Consider the following 19,377-nt stretch of genomic DNA (forward strand, 5'->3'; position numbering starts at 1 on the left):
AAAGGCAGGACTTCTACGATGACTACTTTTCTGCTCGTAGCAACCGTGATTCTCGTGATCGCCGTGGCCGTACTGTTCCTGATGGTTCTCGCACTCGCCCGTGAAATCGGCCGTGTGCAGGTACGTCTCGGCCCCCTCGGTGCCCGAATGATGGATACCGGCCCCAAGGTCGAACAGGTGGGACCGTCGTTTGCCGGTTTGATCGACCAGGAAGGGCGGACCGTCGGAGTTGGTGGTCATCGCGACAAGGCGCAGCTCCTGCTGTTCACGGCACCGAGTTGCTCGACCTGCAAGAGCCTGCTTCCCGGCGTGCGGGCCATGGCCAGAGCCGAATCCGACCTCGACGTTGTCATCATCTCCGACGGAACCCCGGAAGAGCACCGAGAGTTTCTGGCCGGCAGCGGGATCGGTTCCGAGCTCAGCTACATCGACGCTCGTGACGTCGGCATCGCCTACCAAGTGGGTACCACTCCGTACGGCGTGATTCTCGACGAGCACGGCAAGATTCGCGGAAAGGGCCTGTGCAACCACATGGCCCAGGTCGAGAGCCTGCTCAACGCACTAGAGTCCGGCACCCCCTCACTCCAGCACCTTCATGCGCAGGCTAAGTCGGGCAGTGCGGCCTGATCACCCTCAATTCTGCTCGTTCCTTTCACGAATCAGGAGAAAATCGTTGGACGACAATGCGTTTCCACAGCACAACATGACAGAGAACCGATATCCGGTGGACGAGGCAACCGTTCAAGCGCAGGCCGAATGGATGGCGGGTCAAGGCGGTTCCCTGACCAGTCGCACCGGTCGCAAGCTCTCCGAGCGCGTCTCGCGGCGGTCGATGATCAGTCGAATCGGTAAGTGGACCATGGGTGTTTCCGGCGTTGCGCTGATCAGCACTCTGCCGGTCACGCGCACCGCGTTTGCCCAAGAAGCCGCCCCTACCGATCCGGTGCCCGGCCCGGAACCGCTTGTCCCCGTGTACGACGGCAAGGATCCGGCCGAGTGTGAATACTGGCGATGGTGCAACATGGACGGCACATCCTGCGCTGCTTGCAACGGCGGCGGTGTCACCACGTGTGCGCCCGGCAGTAAGCCCGGCGCCGAATTCTGGGTTGGATGCTGCACCAATCCCGATACCGGAAAGACCTACCTGATCGCCTACTACGACTGCTGCGGTGCGCCTTCGTGTTCCAACGCCTTCTGCGGCGAGCCGGATATGCAGGCAGTGATGTACAACCCGGTTTCCGGCAGCTACGACCAGGAAATCATCTGGTGCGTCTCCGACGAATCTCAGGCGTACACCTGCACCATGGCTCCCATCATCGGTGAGGACTGCCAGACCCGTCCGGCAGCACGCCCCAAGGTCGGTGCCGGATCATGAGCACCTCACGTACCCGAAAACTCGCCCGGCCTGCCGTCGCGATACTCCCCCTCACCGTTGTGCTCGCGCTGGCCGGTTGCAGTTCGTCCGACAACGACGAACCCTCCAGCGCAGGTGATGTCACTTATCCCACCGTTCCGTTCACGGCCCCGGGCGAGGGCATTTCGCTCGGACACGACGATCAGGAAATCGGGGACACCATTCCCGAACCCCTGCACGTCGGCTCGATCACTCCGATTGCCGCTGACCGACTCCTCGGCGTCGAAGGCGGCTTCGGGGCACTCGAACTCAGCGTCAACGTCATCGATCCGAAAACCGGTGTGGCCGAGAGCCGCATCACCGTCGGACCCGGCATCTGGGATCCCGTCATCCACGGATTTGTCGGCGACTCCGACGACGATCCGGCAGTGATCGCCGCCGAGGTGTGGCGTCCACGAGGTTCGCGCGGCGCAGCAGATTTCACGGTCAGCACCTACTCCGGCAACCTGCTCGAGCCCGCCGAGGTCATGCTCCCGGACGTCGCACGTGTGCATTCCCGCCCCGGCTCCAACGCCGTGACTTCCGACGGCAAGTTCTTTGTCACCTGGGACGACGGGCTGTACGGCATCCGCGTTGTCGACTTGGACAAGCAGGAAGCAACCGGAGCTCTTCAGATCGTCGGATGTGGGCCGTTCACCTGGATGGTCGGGCACGAACTCTACAGCGTGTGTGAGGACACCCGTGAGCTCCTTCAAGTCACGATCAGCGACGACGGAGTCCCCACCGAGACTGCCCGATCCAAGGTGCTGCCCGACGATTTCGTCTCGGCTCGCAAGGTCACGTGGGCTGCCGACGCGCAGAAAGCGTTGCTGGTCAGTGAAAACGGTGACGTCTTCGTCTTCGACTTCTCGAACGGACTGCCCAAGGAAGCCGTCAAGCCCATCGGAAACGCGGGTCAGGATTCCGGCCGCTTCTCCGAGAACGTCATCAACGCCGACGCCACACGTCTGGCAATCGAGTACACCGACAGCGCAATTCATCCGGACTCCGCGCGCGGTGGATCGATTGTCAAGATCGATCTCTTCGACGCGGCGACCTTCGCCCCGATCAAGAGCCTCTCGCTCGCAGATCTCGGTCTCACCGATATCGGAAGTACAGCCTTCTCTGTCGACGGCGCCACGTTCTACGTACTCGGCACCGGACCAGAGGTCGACGGTTCCGCTCCGCAAAAGATCGTGGGCTACAACGCAACTACCGGTGAGCAGATCAGCTCCGTGGACATCTCGGGCAATGTCGGTGATGTCAGTGGGTTGATCACACCAGAAGTGCTCCGATGAGTCGTCCCGGATCCGGAGTGGTGATGGGCCGGCGTCGTTTCCTGAGTTTGGGAGCGCTCGGCGCGGGTGCACTCGGACTCGGTGCAGTGGGGACGATCGCCGGATGCAGTTCCACTGCAGCAACTCCGACGTCCACTGCCGATCTCGACTACATTCTGCCCACTGCCCCCGAAGTTGCTGCTGCAGAGTCGGCACGAGCCTGGAACGGAACCACCGCTGCATTTGCCCTGGCTGCCGGATTCTCGACGGTTGATCTCGGTGGCCGCCTTGTGAACACGTGGACGTACGGGGGCGCTGCGGTGGCTCCGGAACTTCGCCTGAAGTCCGGTGACCGGGTGAATGTCTCCGTCCAGAACAGTCTCGATGCCGAAACCACCCTGCACTGGCACGGAATTCGAATTCGCAACGACATGGACGGCGCGGCACCCACCACGCAAGCTCCCATCGCGGCGAACTCGACTTTCGACTACAACTTCGTCGCCCCGGATCCGGGAACGTACTGGTACCACTCGCACAGCGGACTACAGGCCGATCGTGGACTCTTCGGGGCCATGATCGTCGAAGACCCGAACGACTCCAGCGGGGCCGACGCCGACGCCGTTCTGGTACTCGACGACTGGGTCGACGGATTGGGCACCACGCCCGATTCCATACTGATGGCACTCAATCCGGCCATTGCCGGCGGTCATGCCGGACATGGCGGGGCCGCATCAACACCCGTCGAGCACACCGAGGGCGACCTGGCCGTCGCACAGCAGTTGGTGAGCGCCGGCCACGGTTCTTCCGACGTGCTCGGCGGCATGACCCAGCACATCGCGTATCCATTGCACTTGATCAACGGGCGACCGCCCAACGATCCAGCTGTGGTGACCGCGGCCCCTGGTTCGACCCTGCGACTGCGAATCATCAACGCGGCAGCCGAGACTCCGTACCGATTTGCCGTCGCCGGTCACGAAATGACAATTGTCGCCACCGACGGTTACGACGTGGAACCGACTCCTGCCGACGCCATCATCGTCGGAATGGCTCAGCGCTACGACGTACTCGTGACAGTGAAGTCGGGAACGTGGCCGGTGGTGGCAAAGGTCGAGGGCCGCGACGGATACGCGTCGACGGTCCTGCGCAGCGCCGACGCCTTGACGCTCTCGAATCCCGACGTGGGTGGTTCGATCTCGGAACTAGATGGCCGACTCGTTCTCGAAAGCGCGCTCCGCCCCGCGGAATCCGCACGCCTCGAGACGAAGTCACCCGACCGCGACTATCACATCGAACTGATTCAAGCCGGAGATCGTTACGTGTGGGGTATGGCCGGAGCCGATGCGGGCAAGCTCGTGATGAAACAGGGTGAACGCGTTCGGATCACGATGAAGAACACGTCCACGATGTGGCATCCCATGCACACTCACGGCCATACCTTTGCCGTACCGGATTACGGCGGACTTCGTCGTGACACCGTCAACGTACTACCCGGGAGCGAACTCGCCATCGAGTTCGACGCCGACAACCCCGGCGAGTGGATGTTCCACTGCCACAATGCCTACCACTTCGAAGCCGGAATGACGGCAAATCTGCGTTACGTCCGCTGACAAGTACGAAGAATCGAGAGGAACTCTCATGAAGAAGCTCGTTCCCGCTTTCCTCGCCGCCTGTGCGGCTTTGAGTCTCACCGCCTGCAGCAGCAGCGACAGTTCGACGTCGGACGAACCTGCCGTCGTGATCGAGGTGAAGAACATGGCTTACACACCGGCATCGGTCACTATCGAGAAGGGCCAGACCGTCGAGTGGAAGTTCGACGACAGCGGACTCCCCCACGACGTAGTCGGCAACGGTGAACTCGAAGGGAAACTGAAGAGCGAGTTACTTACCGAGGGAACCTTCTCGTTCACGTTCGACGACGCCGGTACCTTCACCTACCACTGCACGCCCCATCCGATGATGGTCGGCACCGTGATCGTTCAATAGTGAGGAGGTGGATCGCCGGCTTCGGCCTTGCCGTCGCAGCAACGTGCGTTCCTGCTTGCGGCACAGAAGATCCCGCCCCCGACGTCGTGGTCGAGATCAGCAATGTTCAGTTCAGCCCGATGGACGTCACCGTCGAGCACGGCGGCACCGTCGAGTGGCGTTTCGACGACGGCGGACTTCTGCATCACGTGGAATCACCCGGACTGTTCGACAGCGGCATCACCGGAGACGGTACCTTCCGGCACACGTTCGAGAACGCCGGTGTCTACGAGTACTCGTGCTCCGTGCACCCGTACATGATCGGAGTCATCACAGTGTTGTGACTTTTGGGTTGCGACTTCTGACCCATCACTTTTCGTGAACTACATACAATTCGGAGGATCTGATGACTACCGTTCTCTCTCACGGCCCACTCCAGACCGATGTCCCTGACATTCGGCCGACCCTTCACGGCTCGGTCGGCACCGCTACTCGCGCCGGCTTGATCGCGGCAGGTGCAGCAGCGGGTGCCGGCATCGCGCTCGTGGCGGCACCTTCTGCTACAACAGCTTTGACCACTGCGGTTGTCGGAGCCGGACTGGTTACCTCACTGGCTGCCAACTGGTCGACGTGCGGAATGTCGGTTGCCGGAGTTGTTGCCGCACCGAAGCAACCTGACCGCAAGGGATCTTCGACTCCGGTACGCCGACTCGGTTGGCACGCCCTGGGTTCCGTCACTACGGGAGCCGTCACCGGCGCCCTGATCGGCGCTCTCAGCGCGGCGGTGTCGGGTTACATCCCGATCGGCTGGGCGTTGGGCGCCTGGGCCGTTGTGGCACTCGCATATGGTCTGCACGAGCTGGGTGTTCTCACGATGCCGACTCCGATGCGGCGCCAACAGCTTCCGCGCCATCTGCGCCGCACCATGGCGCCGTGGAAGGTCTCACTGATCTTCGGTGCGATCATCGGGCCCGGATTCCTGATCTTCATCCGCTCGAGTGCGTACTATCTCTTGGCGCTCGGCGTCATCGCCTCGGGTTCACCGGCTCTCGGCGCTGCACTGTTCACCGTCGTTTCCCTCGGCCGCTGCATGCCGAGCCTCGCGGCAATCGTGCACACCAAGCGCGGTGGCTCGATGCCCGGTTTCCTCTCGATCATGTGCGTCGTGGACCGTCGAGTGCAGAGCATCACGGGCGCTGCGCTGATCGCACTGGGAGCGTTTGCTGCCTTCGCGTTGATCTGAGTTTCCGTCGAAAGTAGTGTGGCCGGTGAGCATTTGCTTACCGGCCACACTACTGTGCGTAGTTCCGTTCGTATTCAGTAGGTCGATGCACCCGCATCGACCGCGAGGTGCTGGGCCGTGACGAAGGAAGCCTCGTCGGAGGCCAGGAACAGCACCGCATTGGCCTGATCTGCCGGCTGCGTCAGGGAATCCTGCGTCGACGTGATGAGCATGCCACCGACCGAAGGATTGCCCTCGATCGCCGGACCGAAGTGTGCCTGCGCACTCGCATCTCCCATCGCGGTTTCCACGCCGCCGGGGTGAAGACTGTTGACACGAATCTTGTGCTGGGCCAACTCATGCGCAAGGGCTTCGGTCATGCCGGTCAATGCATGCTTACTGGCCACATAGGGCAGCAGAAACGGCAGCCCTTTCAGTCCCGCAACCGAACTGGTCAGAATGATCGACCCGCCACCGTTCGCAATAAGGTGAGGAGCCGCAAGACGAATCGTATTCCATGTACCGGTGAGGTTCGTGCTGATGGTCTCCTCCCAGATCTCAGAAGTGACCTGATCCCATGGCGCGATGTAACAGACGCCGGCATTACCGACAACGATGTCGAGATGCCCGAAACGGTCGACACCCCGGTCAATGGCAGCGCCGAGCGCCGGCGCGTCGCGGATATCGACAGCCGCCGATTCGATGCTGCGCCCGGTCTTCTCGACCAGACGGACAGTCTCAGCGAGGTCGTCGACGGTCGCATGGGGGTACTGAAGGCCGGGTATGGGCCCGGCGATGTCGACAGCGATAATGTCGGCGCCCTCCTCGGCGAGTCGCAGCGCATGCGCGCGGCCCTGACCTCGAGCGGCTCCGGTAACGAGGGCCACCTTGCCTTCGACACGACCTGTCATGATTAATCTTTCCTTTCCAGTGTTGTGAACCCGTGCCGTCGGTTAGAGCTGACCACCCGCGTCGACGGTGTGCGTGGTTCCCGTGACATAGCGTCCGCTGTCTCCGGCAAGGTAGAGCACGGCTTCAGTGATGTCGGACGATTCGAGCGCTGGCACCGGCAGAGTATTGAGCGTCAAGGCGGCTTCCTCGAAGTCGGCCCGTGTCGGCTGGGTGAGGTCCGGCCGGAAGAGTTGGTATGTGGCGTCGTTGAGGATCATGTCGGTGGCGACGGTTGTCGGATGTATCGTGTTCACTCGGATATTCTGCGGCGCAAGTTCTTTGGCGAGCACCTTCATGAAGCCGACCAGACCCGCCTTGGCTGCCGAGTAGTGTGCGGTATTCGCGTTTGCTTTCAGAGCCGCGAGTGAGCTCGTGATCACGACAGAACCGCCGCGACCACCCGCGATGATGTGCGGTACGGAAGCAACGCAGGTCTTCCACACTCCGGTGAGATTGACGTCGATCATCGTCGACCAGGTCTCCTCGGACATCTCGAGCGTCGGAGCCGGCACCGAGATACCGGCATTGGCGAGCACGATATCGAGCCGACCGAGCTCGTCGATACCAGCATCGACTGCTGCTTTGAGACCGTCGAGATCCCGCACGTCGACTTCGCGGGCGACAATACGCCGACCGAGGGCTTTGACCTCCCGCTCGGTCTCGGCGAGGTCGTCCGCAGTGGCGGTCGGGTACGGCACGGTGTCGACCTGACGACAGACGTCGATCGCGATGATGTCGGCACCTTCTTGTGCGAGCCGTAATGCATGGCTGCGTCCCTGGCCCCGGGCAGCACCGGTGACGAATGCAACCTGACCATCGAATTGCCCCATGAAAGAAAACCTTTCGGCACCTGCAGCGCCGACCTTGTGCGGCACCGCCTCGTACCACGCAGGTTATGTCACTCAATGACAAAACATGCCGTTTTCGAGAAAACTCCCACCGACGCGATATCCGATCGTTACGGGCAACCTGCCGATGTCCGAAGCCGCGCCCGAACCAACCTGGAACGATGGACCGCGTGATCAGTACCGATAACCGAATCGACCGCGGAGGACGGCCCGCAGCGACAACTGCGCACCACCTCGCCGCCGTCGCCCAGCGACTGTTCGTCGAGCGCGGCTTCGACCGAACCAATGTCGAAGACATCGCGCAAGAAGCGGGTATCAGCACTCGAACCTTCTTCCGGTACTTCCCGACCAAAGCCGATGTCCTGTGGGTCGAATCGGATGCCGAGATCAGTCGACTGCGACAAGCGCTCGCCGACAGCGCAGCGACCGAACCGTACGAAGCCGTTATGGTGCGCGCCGTGGTCACGGCAATGGCCTTCCCCGACGACCAGATCGAATGGGCCAGACACCGGGCCCAACTGGTCCTGACGGAACCCGCCGTGCAAGCACAGGCCTCGCAACGTCACACCAGGTGGCGAGCCGCTGCCACCGAATTCGTGAGCACTCGTACCACTGACGGATTCTTCGCAATTGCGGTGGGACACGCAGTACTCGCCGCCACACAATCGGCACACGAGTACTGGGTCACGCACGCCGACACCCACCTCGCCGACCACCTCGAGCAGTCGCTACTCCTACTGCTCCCACCCCTGCCCGCCGATACCGAGATGCTCGCCGACGATCGCTCCGATCTGCGGGGGTGAAAGGCATACGGAAACTGTCATCGAAACTACCGGCTTGGGTTACCACCAGCTGAGGTAATCCCTTACGGACTGCGCAGCAAAACGGATGGCCATTCCGCCGGGCGCACCTCGACATGCTGGAGGTTCCGATGCCTGAACCCGAAAACCCCACGTTCGGAGAGGCGGAACCTGCCCACGACGACGCAGTCGGTCAACCCCACACCGAAGCCGAGGGCCAGCCCATCATCGCCGCCGAACAGGACGCAGCACGGATCAGCTCGCCCGCACACCCGCTTGGTGAGCCCGGCCCCCGATTCAACCGCAAGTCCCCGTTCATAATTGGCTTGACCGCGGCAGCGGGTGTCGCGGTGACCTACGGCGGAATCGAGTTGCTGATCGCCGCCAGAGGAGTTCTCATCCTCATCGTCATCGCCGCCTTCCTCGCGGTCGGCCTCGAACCCGCGGTGTCCTGGTTGGTCCACCGCCGAATTCCCCGCTGGGCGGCCGTGACCGCTGTCTTCCTCGTCGCCTTCGGCTTGCTCGCCGGATTTCTCGCGGCCGCGATCCCGCCACTCGTCACCCAAGGCACCGCACTCGTCGACAACGCCCCGGATTATCTGCACCACCTCCAACAGCGCTACCCCACCATCGACCAACTCAACAGTCGATTCCACCTTCAGGACAAGCTCCAAGAGACAATCGGCGGCGAGAATGTTCCGAGCGTCCTCGGTGGGATCGTCGGTGCAGGCAAGGTCGTGTTCAGCGCGATCAGCGGTGCCGTCATCGTATTCGTCCTCACCGCCTATTTCCTCGCCAACTTCCCCCGGATCCGCGCCTCGCTCTACCGACTTGCACCCCACTCCCGCCGCCCGCGGACAATTCTGATCGGCGACGAAATTTTTGCCAAAGTCGGCGGATACGTGCTGGGTAACCTCCTGATCTCGCTCATCACCGCCGTCCTCACCTTCATCTGGCTGATCGCATTCGGGGTGCCATACCCACTACTGCTCGCGGTATTGGTCGCAGTACTGGACCTGATTCCGATTATCGGATCGACACTTGCCGGTATCGTCGTCGCCTTGGTGGCTTTGACTGTGTCACTACCTATTTCACTCGCTACAGTCGTCTTCTTCATCGCGCTCCGACTTATCGAGGACTACCTGCTCGTGCCACGCATCATCGGCCGAACCGTCCAGGTACCACCCCTCGTCACGGTCGTCGCAGTCCTGCTCGGTGGGGCACTGCTCGGAATTGTCGGTGCACTACTCGCCATCCCGATTGCCGCCGCGATCCTGCTTCTCGCGCGCGAAATACTCTTCCCGCAGCTGGACCGTCGATAACAGCTGGAGCGCAGTCGAACCCGAGATCTCACGGAATGAGCATGGCCTTGATGGAGCGTCGCTCGTCCATCGCTGCATACGCCTCGGCGACCTGGTCGAGCGGAAGCGTCAGATCGAAGACTTTGCCCGGCTGGATCTGCCCGTTCCAGACACGGTCGAGGAGATGGTCGAGGTAGGCCCGCACCGGTGCCGGTCCACCGCGCAAGCCGACGTTCTTCCAAAACATGTGCCGCTGAGGAAGATCCGCGACATGCGGAACACCGACCCAGCCAACCATGCCGCCGGGGCGCGCGGACCGCAGGGCCTGCTCGACGGAATCGTGAGTACCGACGCACTCGAACACCGAATCGGCTCCGATTCCGGAGGTGAGTTCCTTGACCCGCTCGACGCCTACGTCGCCGCGCTCCGCAACGATCTCCGTGGCACCGAATTCCAGTGCGAGACGCTGCCGATCCTCATGACGGCTCATTGCAATGATCCGCTCCGCACCCAACTCTGCTGCCGCAAGAACACCGGACAGGCCTACCGCGCCGTCACCCACAACCACGACCGTGCTTCCGGGCTTGACGCCTGCGCTGATCGCCGCATGCCAGCCGGTACACATGACGTCGGAGAGCGCCAGAATGTTCGGGATCATCGCCTCGTCCGGCAGTTCGGGTGTGGCGACGAGTGTCCCGTCGGCGTTCTGGACGCGGATCAGTTCTGCTTGACAGCCGTCGTATCCGGTGCCGTGGAGGCAGTTCGCGTGGGCGCCGACCTTGCAGAGCGCGCACGTGTTGTCACTGGTCAAAAATCCGCCCACCACAAATTGTCCAGGCTTCACGGTGGTGACGTCACTTCCCACCGCTTCGACGATGCCGACGTATTCGTGACCGATGGGCGTCGGCTTGGCGACTTCCGCGATACCGCGGTATCGCCACAGGTCCGAACCGCACACGCACGCAGCCACGGTGCGAACTATCGCATCGGTGGGCTCGACGATCACCGGGTCTGGGCGATCCTCGAATCGGATGTCATGGGGACCGTAGATGATTGTGCCTCGCATGAAAAACTCCTTCGCTGCTGCTCGTCGCGTATCAGGCGGGGAAGACTTCGAGAGTGGCTGAACGCGGACCACTTTCGATCAGGTGGTCGACGATGCTCGGGTACTGGCGGTACTTCGTCCGGTAGGCACTGTCGACCGTCGGAAGGTCTGCGTCGCCGGCTTCGACGAATTTCACGTCGTACACCGTGCCATCGGAGATGATCTGCCCGGTTCCTGTCGTGATCGCACTCGTGAACCAGGCTGCCGGCCGGCCGTTGGTGGATCGGATGAAGATCCGATCACCGTCGCCGACGATCCAGATTATTGTCGGCTTTCTCAGCGAACCGTCCGCCCGCGCGGTCACGACCTGCACCTCCTGAGGGTTCGTGATCGCCGCTACCTGATCTTCGCTCCAGCCCGCCATGGCATGCACCCCTTGCGTCGACGACATGTTCCTTCAGCCAACCCCAGATCCGCCCGGAGCGCGAGGGCCGGAGATTACCGGTAATGCCAGTGCTCCCTTGGGCACTCAACACCCCCTTGATACGCAAGCCTACGCTTGCCTATAGTGGTGCCGTGGTCACCATCTACCGTGCTCTCGACGACGAGACGAGGCGCATCATCCTCGACGAACTCGCGGCACATGACGGCCAGACCCTGTTCGAGATCTGTTCACTGCTCACGATGCGGCACGGTCTTGGCTTCACGCGTCAGGCCATCTCTCAGCACCTCGGCGTACTCGAGTCGGCTGGACTAGTCGTGACGGAGCGGCGCGGACGTTCCAAATTCCACTACTTCAATCCCGAGCCACTTGCCGAAATCACCCGGCGATGGCCTGTCGAGACAGGAACACAATGCAAATCAAACTGACAAGCCTCTTCGTCGACGATCAGCGAGCAGCACTCGCCTTCTACACCGACGTGCTCGGTTTCACGAAGCATCACGACATCCCGCTGGGCGAAGACTCGTGGCTCACGGTCATCTCACCGGAGGCTCCCGACGGCCCGCAACTCCTACTCGAACCCGCAAAGCACCCGGCGGTGAAACCGTATCGCGATGCACTTGCCGAGGAGGGCATCCCACTCGCTCAGTTCGCCGTCGAGGACGTCGAAGCCGAGCATGCACGTCTCACCGAGAAGGGTGTGGTGTTCACGCAGCCGCCGACAGATATCGGCACTGCCGTCGTGGCCGTTTTCGACGACACATGCGGCAACCTCATCCAGATCATCGCGGAGAAGCCTGCTCAGTGACGCTCTTGCTGTGCGCCTTTATTAACCGCCCGCGGTTAATAAAGGCGCACAGCAGATTTGACCGAATCCTCCGGCGGGCTCGTGACCTTCGCATCGCGACCGGACAGCATGTCGATTGCCGCTTTGGGCTTGGCGAGAATCCATTCTCGGGCAGCATTTTTGATCAACGTCGGTGTGGAGCACCCACAATCACTGTTCACCCCGTCCGCATCGATCCCGGCGTCACGGCACAACGCGACCGCGCGGGGCACGTGGTAGCCCTGGGTGACGATCAACGCCTTCGACACACCATACGTATGTATTGCCCTAGAGCAGGTGTCATACGTGTCCAGGCCGTACGGATCCCCGACGATACGACGCTTATCGATCCCCTGCTCCACCAGGTAATTTGTCATCGCGGCGATCTCGTCACCCGAAGCCCCACTGGCATCCCCCGACACCAACACTGCGCTCGCCTTGCCGTCCTCGACCAGTTGGACGGCCGCGTCGAGGCGCCCTTTCAGGAACGCCATCGGCTTGCCGTCCTTGATCTGAGCACCCAGAACGATCACCACCGGAGCCTCGGGCGCATCCGCGACGTCGGAGGTGTGCCCCGACGCGGCGACGGATATCCAGAGGACGGACCCCACATAGGCAACTACGCCGAGTGCAACGAGACCCGCAATCCATCGCTTCACTAGCGGAAGAGGTTCGCGACAAACGGAATTGTGTCGGCCTGCGATTCGATCAACGCGCCACTGTGGTCGGTGTTGTAGGTCTTGAAGGTCACGGGTTCACCATTCGCGACCAGTGCCGCGACAAGCGAAAGTGCCGACGGGGCAGGAACATCCACGTCCAGCAAGCCTTGGCCGATGAAGATAGGCCGGTCGTAACCGCTGGTCGGTACACCCATGTAGTCGTTCAGGAGACCGTAGAAGTTCGGTATTTCGTTGAGCGGACGCGACAACACGTCACCAAGCACCAGCTTCTTCGATGCTTCTTCCAAGTCTGCGGCGCATAGCTTTTCGGCCAGATCGACCTGCTCGCGCCCCAGCGGAGTCAGGTACGAGTTCACGTCGATTTCCGGGTGCGCTTCGCGCAGACCCGCCAGAATGTAGAGGGCGTACGACGTCAAGCCTCCACCGAGTGCGACGGGCGGAAATCCGGGGCCGGCCGGCAGGAAGACCAGTTCTATGTTGGCCGGTACACCCGTCCCCACACCACCGCGGTAGTCGAGGGAATCCCCACCGTATTCGGTTGCGTATCGCGCGGTCGTGATTGCCGCGCCGCCGCCTTGCGACTGCCCGACCACTGCCCAGCGATTCGAGATCGAAGAATCGAGGGCGCGAGCAGCTTTCACAGAGTCGACGACGCTGTGCGCCTCCACTTTTCCGTCGAGGTACGGCATGAGTCCCGGAGTTCCCAGTCCGACGTAATCGGTTGCGACCACGGCGTAGCCTTCGGCAAGCCAGCGACCCAGATATGGGTAATCACGTTCCGGGAGTCCTGGCCCCACCAGGGAGGGCGCACAGGAGTCGTCGAGGCCGGTGGTTCCGTGCGCCCACGCGATGACGGGCCAGCCGCCTTCGGGGGCAGGCCCGGCCGGTACGTAGTACGCGCCGCTACTGAGGGCAGGGCTTCCGTCGGAACCGATGGTCCAGTACGTGAATCGAGTAGCGTCGGCCGTCCCCGGAATCCAGAGATCCCGCGGTAGCGGTTCGCTCGAGACAACAGTTCCGGTTGCAACCGAGACGCCGGGCGCCTCCGCCGACGCCATAGGCGCCAAGGCCACCGAACTAATCGCCGCAGCACACAGCGCCGCAATAATCGACTTCGACTGGAAATTCACGTCCCCACAACCCCTCATTCCGATGCACTGGAGTCATCGTAGGACGTGGTTCCGATCGGCGCGGCTGATTGTCACGGCTGCGACGACTACGCCGATCACCACCCCGATGAGAGTGTCCGCGACCCGAGCGAGCGCCGCACTGGTCTCGATCGGTGCGCTGAGACCGATGAGCACCAAGGCCATCGGCGTCACGGCAACAGACGTCAACGCGTAGTTCTTGACGACAAACAGTTCCGCCGCGGTCTGCAAGATCACCACTGCAACAACAGCCTGCCAATAGCCGAGTGTCAGGGCGATCAGAGCGGCAGCGATGACTGCTCCGCCGACGTTGCCGACAAGCCGTTGGATTCCGCGTTGAACGGTCTGCTTGTAGTTCAGTCCCTGCATGGCCGCCATCGCACCCATCGACGCCCACAGCGGATGCTCGAGCCCGGCGGCTGCGGCGACCCATCCGGCTAATGCCGACGCCACGACGATACGAACGGCATTCATCACGACGGCGCGCGAGTACAGGTGCCGCAGACCTGCGATGACGTAGTTCTCCGGCGCGGGCAATTCCGATGCAGGTTCGAGCGAGTGCTCGATCATGCTGGAGCGCTTCATCTTACGAAGCTCACCCTCATGCAATGCAATATCGCGAATCAGCGACGGATCGCCCTGCTCGCTCCACAATCGCACTGCGGCATCCGCTTCGCCGAGCACCGCCATCAGTTCGCGTCCATGACCCATCGTCGACTTGATCCGACTACTCGACGCGATAACCGTGCGCGCATGCGCAATCGACGCCTGCGCTGCGGCGACTGCAGAATCACCGCCGGCCTCTAGCCTCCCGACGTTCGCCAGCGCCCGGGCAACAGCCAGTCGGGCGGGGCCCATCGGCAACGCAAGCGCGGGAAGCATCGCCGCGGCCCATCCGATCAGGACACCGACCGTTCCTGCGATGACCAGCCGAACCAGATCCGAAACACTCGTGGCAAAGCCGGCCGCACCCGTCGCGGCGAAGACGAGAATCACGGGCCCTGGCCCAGTGATGCGGAAACCGGAGATGAAGCAGTACGCCGCGCCGGCCGCCAGCGAGAGAACACCGATCTGCGCCCAGACCGGCACACCGAGCACTCCCATTGCCGCACCGAAGGCGATGAACACGATCAGCGCTGCGCCCACCATCGCGAGTTTGCCCGCCAACCGGGGGTATGGCTCGTACCGTCCGAACGCCGCGCTCAGCGCGCCCAGCGCCGCAAATCCCGCCAGCTCTCCGTGCCCGAGCACACCGCCCAAAATCAGGACTACCGCCGTTGCCAAGCCAACTCGTATCGCCGGGGCAATTCCGGCGTCGGCGGAACCGAGCCGGAAAGCTGCTCGCCACGTCTGCGCTGACACCGAATGCGCAATTGCTCCGCTCGAATGGCGGAGTCGGCTGGGGGTCGCGGAGAGAGTCGGAGTAGGCGTCACCAATCCACCATACATTTATTTCACTAGTAAATTACTTGTGAAGTACTGTGAAATCGATCGCTAGGATGTGTGCCATGGATCAGGCCAACAGTCCCGAAGACGACTTCATCGACAAAGTCCGTCGTGAATGGAATCGCGCCTACCCTGAGATCGACACCTCCCCGGTCGAGGTGATGGGACGGATCACCCGCATCAGTTCGCAGTCCCTTCACCAACTTGATCGCGCCCTGGCGCCCAGCGGTGTCTCCCGCGCCGAATTCGACGTGATGAGCGCACTGGCACGCAGCGATCGACCACTACGCGCCAGCGAGGTCACAGCAGTCACTATGTTCAGCGGCGCTGCCACCACCAAACATGCCGATCGACTGGCCAAGCTCGGACTGGTGGAGCGTCAACGGTTCGAACGTGACGGACGCGTCGTACTTCTCCAATTGACCGAAGCCGGAAGAGCTTTGGTCGAATCAGAGTTTCCGCGCCGAGTCGAACGCGACCGCCGGTTGTTATCCGGACTGACCGAGGACGAGAAAGTGCAACTCACCGCACTCCTCAAGCGGATCTCGGTCAACATCGACGCCGGGCTACCGGACTGAGCTACTTCGGCAACGGAACGTTCTGCAACCGAACCTGTCCACGCGCCACTTCTTTTCCCGTTTCGGGGTCGGTGATGACAACCGACCACAACTGCTGAACGCGGCCCTGCTGAATCGGAAGTGCCACGACGTCCACGCGTCCACCGGTGCGCGCTCGCAAGAAGTCGGTTCCGTTGTGAACGCCGACCGCAAATTCTCCGCGGTCCGCAACAGCGGTACTCGCACCGATACTGGCCGCAGACTCCACCGCCGTTGTGTAGACGCCGCCGTGCACCACACCCCAAGGCGTGTGATGAGCGTCGGACAGATCGATGTGTCCGACGACTTTGGTGCCGGACACCTCGTCGAGTTGTAATCCTGCGGCGCTCACGAAAGCGCTCGATGCTTCAAGATCTACATCGGCCACGTCATGCTCCTCATCTTGTCGGTTGGATTTCCCAACTCACACTGCGGCATAGATTTCGTACCGTCAAGTGCTAAGTTGGATTTCGCAACCCACTGTCGAGCGTGACACGTAGTCGATCGGAGTGACCATGACGCCTAAAGGTCGTAACTGCTCGATCGCCAAAGCCTTGGATCTTGTCGGCGAGAAATGGTCGCTTCTGATCCTGCGTGAAATCGTCCTCGGGCAACGACGCTTCGACGCCATCGCGCGGGGAACCGGCGCCAGCCGCGATATTCTTGCCGCCCGGTTACGCACTCTTGTCGACGCCGACGTGCTGACAAAACGCTTGTACGAGGACCATCCCCCACGCTACGAATACGTCGCCACCGAATCAGGGAAAGCGCTGTACCCGATTCTGATGGCGATCATGGAATGGGGAGACACCTACGCGATCGACGGCCCGCCGCCGACCGTCGTCGAACATCGGTGCGGCGAGCAACTGCACGCGCAGGTCGTGTGTGCCCATTGCAACGAACCACTCGAGGCACGGGATGCGACCGTCGTTCATCTCTCCCCGACTGCTCCTTAACGCTCCGGTGGAAACCCGCCCGTTGCGATCGGTCCCCATGAATCGACGGTGACGCGGATCAGGCTCTTGCCCTGTTTGTGCATCGCTTGCCGGTACTCGTCCCAGTCTGGATGATCGCCGGCAATCGAGCGGTAGTAGTCGACCAGAGGCTCCACGGATTCCGGCAGGTCGATGAGCTCAGCCGTTCCGTTCACCTGCACGTACGGCCCATTCCACTCGTCGGAGTGGATACACAGCGACACGGCGGGAGTACGACGCACATTCACCGCTTTCGCTCGCTCCGGGTAGGTGGAGATGACGATGCGGCCTTCGTCGTCGACGCCACAGGTGACCGGCGAAATCTGGAGTTCACCGGACTTGCGGACGGTCACGAGGGTGGCACGGTGGCGTGGTCTGATGAATTCGAGCAACTCGGCGTGCGAAACCCGGTCTGCACTCGCGATTTTCGACATACCACCAGCCTAGGTGCGTTTACGTCCCGATGCTCATGGCATCTCGATGGTCTGAGCGCGCGCGATTTCGCCGATCGCGGTGGTGATGTACGCCGTCAGCGGTTTCTTGACGACCGCGGACAAGTTACCGATCACGAGCACCGCCGAACGTAGGTACGCACCGTGCCCGATCCGGAACGAGTCGTCGTCGAGATCTGTAATTCCGAGCGCGCCGGTGTACACGGCGGCGAGGGCTTGGACGTCGAGGTCGGGAAGCCACACGATGGTGGCCTTGGCGCAGGCAGTGAGCGCGTCCTGCACGTCTTCACTCGACAGTCCGTCCGGATGGGTGTCCTCGAGAAGTTCACGAACGATAGCCGCGTGCACCGATGTGACCTGTTCGAACGACAGCGCGCGCAGTTCCTCCACCGCTTCAGTCAACGCATCGCGATTGGCCGCTCGCACCGCAGCCAGGGCGTCTGTCGTGACAGCGGCGATGTCGCGGGCAACCTTCGGCCACTCGGTGGGCCAACTCTGCTCGGGGTTCACGTTCGGTTCTCCTTGTATCGCGCGCACGGTTCGCACTCGCATGTGAGCTTGCCAGGTAACACCGACAGCCCGACGTCAGGTGAAGCGGGCCAGGAACGCCATCGCGTTGTGTGGCGCAAAACCCTTCATGTCGTTGTCGAAGTACACATACACGTCGAGTCCGTCGCTCATCCAGTCCCGAGCGCGTTCGGACCAGCTGTCCAGAGCTTTGTCGGTGTAACCGCTTGCATACAGTTCCTTGTCGCCATGCATGCGCACATAGACAAAATCGCTGGTCGGCGTAGTGATCTGGGGGTATCTCCCAGCGGTATCGGCGACAACAAACCCGATGTCGTGCTCGCGCATCAGTTCTACTGCTTCCGGCACGGCAAAGCTCGCATGCCGCGCCTCCACCGCATAGCGAATCGGGAGTTCGATCTCTGCGTGCGCCAACACCCGGTCTTCGGTCAGCTTCTCGTCGTGGTGGGCTGCAAGCTCCGCAGCGTCCGTGGTCGTACGCGGTAACTGTTCGAAAAAGCTCGACAACCGTTCGGGCTCGAACTGCAAAGTGGGCGGCAACTGCCAGAAGATGGGTCCGAGTTTCGGCCCCAGTGCAAGAACTCCCGCCGCAAAGAAGTTCGCCAGACCGGCATGCGTGTCGAGCAGGCGCTTCATATGCGTGATGTATCGACCCCCTTTGAGGGCAAACACAAAATTTTCGGGTGTTTCACTGCGCCACTTCGCGAAACTCTCCGGTTTCTGAAGCGCATAGAACGAGCCGTTGATTTCGATCGAAGTCAATTTCTCTGCGGCATAGGACAATTCCTTGCGATGTGCAAGGCCGCTCGGGTAGAAATCCCCACGCCAGGCGGGATACGTCCACCCTGAGATACCGACTCGGATATCTGCCACCGCTTCAGACTAGACGCCCGATACGCCGGCACTGAGTGCAACGGACACCGGCACGACGGTCAAGCACACCACGGCTGCCACAAACAACCCGATGACGAGCCGACGATCCCACTTTCCGCGGGCGCCGCTTGCCGCGAGCATGAAGATCACAAAACCCACACAGACAGACACGATCGTCACGATCACCGGAGTACCAACCATGGGTTGATTGTCCCCTACCACTTTGTGGGTATACCCCTCGGAGGTGAAGACCCCTGCCGAGCAAGGAGCGGACATGCCGAAATACCTCTGGCAAGTGACGTACACACCGACCGGAGCCGCCGGTCTCCAGAAGGAAGGGGGCACCGCCCGCCGCGACGCAATAACCCGCATGGTCGAAAGTGTGGGTGGCACAGTCGAATCCTGTCACTTTGCACTCGGCAGTCACGACATGTTTGTCATCGGCAATCTTCCCGACACGGTTGCAGCCGCGGCACTGAGCATTCGCACCACCGCTGAGGGAGCGGCCCGGTCCGAATCCGTCACCCTGCTCACCCCGGAGGAAATCGACGAAGCAGTCAATCGCCCGACCGACTACCGTGTGCCCGGCGCGGAATAGATCTCGATCACACTC

At 61.9% G+C, this 19,377-nt stretch carries 26 protein-coding genes; 14 read left to right on the plus strand and 12 right to left on the minus strand.

What is annotated here, in order from left to right:
• The first annotated feature begins 18 nt into the window (after positions 1-18).
• The 7 genes from FFI94_RS28115 to FFI94_RS28145 all read left to right on the plus strand — a co-directional run bounded on the left by FFI94_RS28115 (position 19) and on the right by FFI94_RS28145 (position 5,875).
• Entirely contained in the window at positions 19-627 is a 609-nt protein-coding gene (locus FFI94_RS28115; protein ID WP_045065315.1) for a redoxin domain-containing protein, read from the plus strand.
• 76 nt (positions 628-703) lie between these two features.
• Positions 704-1,375 carry a methylamine dehydrogenase light chain gene (locus tag FFI94_RS28120; protein ID WP_138870710.1) on the plus strand — a complete coding sequence of 224 codons (672 nt, stop codon included), beginning with the start codon at positions 704-706 and terminating at the stop codon, positions 1,373-1,375.
• Positions 1,372-2,691 carry a hypothetical protein gene (locus FFI94_RS28125; RefSeq protein WP_138870711.1) on the plus strand — a complete coding sequence of 440 codons (1,320 nt, stop codon included), beginning with the start codon at positions 1,372-1,374 and terminating at the stop codon, positions 2,689-2,691. Before FFI94_RS28120 ends, FFI94_RS28125 begins: the two co-directional genes overlap by 4 nt.
• On the plus strand, positions 2,688-4,277 hold the full coding sequence (locus FFI94_RS28130) for a multicopper oxidase family protein (protein WP_138870712.1): 1,590 nt from the start codon (positions 2,688-2,690) through the stop codon (positions 4,275-4,277). Before FFI94_RS28125 ends, FFI94_RS28130 begins: the two co-directional genes overlap by 4 nt.
• Positions 4,278-4,305: 28 nt before the next feature.
• Positions 4,306-4,653 (plus strand): plastocyanin/azurin family copper-binding protein, encoded by a 348-nt coding sequence (locus FFI94_RS28135; protein WP_138870713.1) that lies wholly within the window; start codon positions 4,306-4,308, stop codon positions 4,651-4,653.
• The gene (locus FFI94_RS28140) at positions 4,653-4,976 is read left to right on the plus strand and encodes a cupredoxin domain-containing protein (RefSeq protein ID WP_138870714.1); all 324 of its coding nucleotides are present in this window, start codon (positions 4,653-4,655) and stop codon (positions 4,974-4,976) included. The genes FFI94_RS28135 and FFI94_RS28140 overlap by 1 nt, the downstream gene beginning before the upstream one ends.
• 62 nt (positions 4,977-5,038) lie before the next feature.
• Positions 5,039-5,875, plus strand: coding sequence for a methylamine utilization protein (locus tag FFI94_RS28145; protein WP_138870715.1), 837 nt, complete (start codon positions 5,039-5,041; stop codon positions 5,873-5,875).
• Between the two features lie 74 nt (positions 5,876-5,949).
• Here the strand turns inward: FFI94_RS28145 and FFI94_RS28150 are convergent, their stop codons facing one another.
• A complete protein-coding gene (locus tag FFI94_RS28150) occupies positions 5,950-6,765 on the minus strand; it encodes a mycofactocin-coupled SDR family oxidoreductase (RefSeq protein WP_138870716.1) in 816 nt (271 codons plus the stop codon).
• Positions 6,766-6,807: 42 nt separating this feature from the next.
• Positions 6,808-7,635: a mycofactocin-coupled SDR family oxidoreductase gene (locus tag FFI94_RS28155; RefSeq protein ID WP_138870717.1), complete on the minus strand. Its 828-nt coding sequence runs from the start codon at positions 7,633-7,635 to the stop codon at positions 6,808-6,810.
• 188 nt (positions 7,636-7,823) lie between these two features.
• Here FFI94_RS28155 and FFI94_RS28160 point away from each other — a divergent pair, with 188 nt between their 5' ends.
• Both FFI94_RS28160 and FFI94_RS28165 read left to right on the plus strand, forming a co-directional pair.
• On the plus strand, positions 7,824-8,456 hold the full coding sequence (locus tag FFI94_RS28160; RefSeq protein WP_138870718.1) for a TetR family transcriptional regulator: 633 nt from the start codon (positions 7,824-7,826) through the stop codon (positions 8,454-8,456).
• A 128-nt stretch (positions 8,457-8,584) separates the two neighbouring features.
• Positions 8,585-9,775, plus strand: coding sequence for an AI-2E family transporter (locus tag FFI94_RS28165; protein ID WP_138870719.1), 1,191 nt, complete (start codon positions 8,585-8,587; stop codon positions 9,773-9,775).
• Positions 9,776-9,803: 28 nt separating this feature from the next.
• Here FFI94_RS28165 and FFI94_RS28170 read toward each other — a convergent pair whose 3' ends face one another.
• Together FFI94_RS28170 and FFI94_RS28175 are read right to left on the minus strand one after the other, a co-directional pair.
• Positions 9,804-10,820 carry a zinc-dependent alcohol dehydrogenase family protein gene (locus FFI94_RS28170; RefSeq protein WP_138870720.1) on the minus strand — a complete coding sequence of 339 codons (1,017 nt, stop codon included), beginning with the start codon at positions 10,818-10,820 and terminating at the stop codon, positions 9,804-9,806.
• A gap of 31 nt (positions 10,821-10,851) precedes the next feature.
• Entirely contained in the window at positions 10,852-11,250 is a 399-nt protein-coding gene (locus FFI94_RS28175; protein ID WP_260684394.1) for a DUF2255 family protein, read from the minus strand.
• Positions 11,251-11,384: 134 nt separating this feature from the next.
• Between FFI94_RS28175 and FFI94_RS28180 the strand changes: the two genes are divergently transcribed.
• Complete coding sequence (locus FFI94_RS28180; protein ID WP_138873465.1) at positions 11,385-11,669, plus strand: helix-turn-helix transcriptional regulator; 285 nt, start codon at positions 11,385-11,387, stop codon at positions 11,667-11,669.
• Positions 11,654-12,049 carry a VOC family protein gene (locus tag FFI94_RS28185; protein WP_138870722.1) on the plus strand — a complete coding sequence of 132 codons (396 nt, stop codon included), beginning with the start codon at positions 11,654-11,656 and terminating at the stop codon, positions 12,047-12,049. Before FFI94_RS28180 ends, FFI94_RS28185 begins: the two co-directional genes overlap by 16 nt.
• A gap of 35 nt (positions 12,050-12,084) precedes the next feature.
• On the opposite strand, the gene FFI94_RS28190 is transcribed toward FFI94_RS28185, so the two are convergent.
• The 3 genes from FFI94_RS28190 to FFI94_RS28200 are packed head-to-tail and all read right to left on the minus strand — an operon-like array spanning position 12,085 to position 15,344.
• Positions 12,085-12,726, minus strand: coding sequence for a vancomycin high temperature exclusion protein (locus FFI94_RS28190; protein WP_260684395.1), 642 nt, complete (start codon positions 12,724-12,726; stop codon positions 12,085-12,087).
• The gene (locus FFI94_RS28195) at positions 12,726-13,877 is read right to left on the minus strand and encodes a S9 family peptidase (RefSeq protein ID WP_138870724.1); all 1,152 of its coding nucleotides are present in this window, start codon (positions 13,875-13,877) and stop codon (positions 12,726-12,728) included. Before FFI94_RS28195 ends, FFI94_RS28190 begins: the two co-directional genes overlap by 1 nt.
• Before the next feature lie 33 nt (positions 13,878-13,910).
• Positions 13,911-15,344: an FUSC family protein gene (locus tag FFI94_RS28200; protein WP_138870725.1), complete on the minus strand. Its 1,434-nt coding sequence runs from the start codon at positions 15,342-15,344 to the stop codon at positions 13,911-13,913.
• A 59-nt stretch (positions 15,345-15,403) separates the two neighbouring features.
• Between FFI94_RS28200 and FFI94_RS28205 the strand changes: the two genes are divergently transcribed.
• Complete coding sequence (locus FFI94_RS28205; RefSeq protein WP_138870726.1) at positions 15,404-15,919, plus strand: MarR family winged helix-turn-helix transcriptional regulator; 516 nt, start codon at positions 15,404-15,406, stop codon at positions 15,917-15,919.
• Position 15,920: 1 nt separating this feature from the next.
• Here the strand turns inward: FFI94_RS28205 and FFI94_RS28210 are convergent, their stop codons facing one another.
• Positions 15,921-16,325 carry a PaaI family thioesterase gene (locus FFI94_RS28210; protein WP_138870727.1) on the minus strand — a complete coding sequence of 135 codons (405 nt, stop codon included), beginning with the start codon at positions 16,323-16,325 and terminating at the stop codon, positions 15,921-15,923.
• A 127-nt stretch (positions 16,326-16,452) separates the two neighbouring features.
• On the opposite strand from FFI94_RS28210, the gene FFI94_RS28215 reads away from it, so the two are divergent.
• Entirely contained in the window at positions 16,453-16,893 is a 441-nt protein-coding gene (locus tag FFI94_RS28215; RefSeq protein ID WP_185993337.1) for a helix-turn-helix domain-containing protein, read from the plus strand.
• Here FFI94_RS28215 and FFI94_RS28220 read toward each other — a convergent pair.
• From FFI94_RS28220 to FFI94_RS28235, 4 genes are all read right to left on the minus strand, one after another.
• Positions 16,890-17,345: a PPOX class F420-dependent oxidoreductase gene (locus FFI94_RS28220; protein WP_138870729.1), complete on the minus strand. Its 456-nt coding sequence runs from the start codon at positions 17,343-17,345 to the stop codon at positions 16,890-16,892. The genes FFI94_RS28215 and FFI94_RS28220 overlap by 4 nt on opposite strands.
• A 33-nt stretch (positions 17,346-17,378) precedes the next feature.
• A complete protein-coding gene (locus FFI94_RS28225; protein WP_260684396.1) occupies positions 17,379-17,873 on the minus strand; it encodes a hypothetical protein in 495 nt (164 codons plus the stop codon).
• Positions 17,874-17,948: 75 nt separating this feature from the next.
• On the minus strand, positions 17,949-18,764 hold the full coding sequence (locus FFI94_RS28230; RefSeq protein ID WP_138870731.1) for a DUF72 domain-containing protein: 816 nt from the start codon (positions 18,762-18,764) through the stop codon (positions 17,949-17,951).
• A gap of 9 nt (positions 18,765-18,773) precedes the next feature.
• Positions 18,774-18,965, minus strand: coding sequence for a hypothetical protein (locus FFI94_RS28235; protein ID WP_033233559.1), 192 nt, complete (start codon positions 18,963-18,965; stop codon positions 18,774-18,776).
• 73 nt (positions 18,966-19,038) lie between these two features.
• On the opposite strand from FFI94_RS28235, the gene FFI94_RS28240 reads away from it, so the two are divergent.
• Complete coding sequence (locus tag FFI94_RS28240) at positions 19,039-19,362, plus strand: GYD domain-containing protein (RefSeq protein ID WP_138870732.1); 324 nt, start codon at positions 19,039-19,041, stop codon at positions 19,360-19,362.
• Positions 19,363-19,377: the final 15 nt, after the last annotated feature.

The organism is Rhodococcus sp. KBS0724 (genome assembly GCF_005938745.2).
GTDB lineage: Bacteria > Actinomycetota > Actinomycetes > Mycobacteriales > Mycobacteriaceae > Rhodococcus_F.

Excerpts from the sequence above, each read along its gene's own strand:
- FFI94_RS28170 (WP_138870720.1), bottom strand. The coding sequence starts at position 10,820 with ATGCGAGGCACAATCATCTACGGTCCCCATGACATCCGATTCGAGGAT.
- FFI94_RS28115 (WP_045065315.1), top strand. The coding sequence starts at position 19 with ATGACTACTTTTCTGCTCGTAGCAACCGTGATTCTCGTGATCGCCGTG.
- FFI94_RS28205 (WP_138870726.1), top strand. The coding sequence starts at position 15,404 with ATGGATCAGGCCAACAGTCCCGAAGACGACTTCATCGACAAAGTCCGT.
- FFI94_RS28120 (WP_138870710.1), top strand. The coding sequence starts at position 704 with ATGACAGAGAACCGATATCCGGTGGACGAGGCAACCGTTCAAGCGCAG.
- FFI94_RS28215 (WP_185993337.1), top strand. The coding sequence starts at position 16,453 with ATGACGCCTAAAGGTCGTAACTGCTCGATCGCCAAAGCCTTGGATCTT.
- FFI94_RS28150 (WP_138870716.1), bottom strand. The coding sequence starts at position 6,765 with ATGACAGGTCGTGTCGAAGGCAAGGTGGCCCTCGTTACCGGAGCCGCT.
- FFI94_RS28200 (WP_138870725.1), bottom strand. The coding sequence starts at position 15,344 with ATGTATGGTGGATTGGTGACGCCTACTCCGACTCTCTCCGCGACCCCC.
- FFI94_RS28145 (WP_138870715.1), top strand. The coding sequence starts at position 5,039 with ATGACTACCGTTCTCTCTCACGGCCCACTCCAGACCGATGTCCCTGAC.
- FFI94_RS28175 (WP_260684394.1), bottom strand. The coding sequence starts at position 11,250 with ATGTCGTCGACGCAAGGGGTGCATGCCATGGCGGGCTGGAGCGAAGAT.
- FFI94_RS28130 (WP_138870712.1), top strand. The coding sequence starts at position 2,688 with ATGAGTCGTCCCGGATCCGGAGTGGTGATGGGCCGGCGTCGTTTCCTG.
- FFI94_RS28125 (WP_138870711.1), top strand. The coding sequence starts at position 1,372 with ATGAGCACCTCACGTACCCGAAAACTCGCCCGGCCTGCCGTCGCGATA.
- FFI94_RS28155 (WP_138870717.1), bottom strand. The coding sequence starts at position 7,635 with ATGGGGCAATTCGATGGTCAGGTTGCATTCGTCACCGGTGCTGCCCGG.
- FFI94_RS28135 (WP_138870713.1), top strand. The coding sequence starts at position 4,306 with ATGAAGAAGCTCGTTCCCGCTTTCCTCGCCGCCTGTGCGGCTTTGAGT.
- FFI94_RS28240 (WP_138870732.1), top strand. The coding sequence starts at position 19,039 with ATGCCGAAATACCTCTGGCAAGTGACGTACACACCGACCGGAGCCGCC.
- FFI94_RS28165 (WP_138870719.1), top strand. The coding sequence starts at position 8,585 with ATGCCTGAACCCGAAAACCCCACGTTCGGAGAGGCGGAACCTGCCCAC.
- FFI94_RS28185 (WP_138870722.1), top strand. The coding sequence starts at position 11,654 with ATGCAAATCAAACTGACAAGCCTCTTCGTCGACGATCAGCGAGCAGCA.
- FFI94_RS28220 (WP_138870729.1), bottom strand. The coding sequence starts at position 17,345 with ATGTCGAAAATCGCGAGTGCAGACCGGGTTTCGCACGCCGAGTTGCTC.
- FFI94_RS28235 (WP_033233559.1), bottom strand. The coding sequence starts at position 18,965 with ATGGTTGGTACTCCGGTGATCGTGACGATCGTGTCTGTCTGTGTGGGT.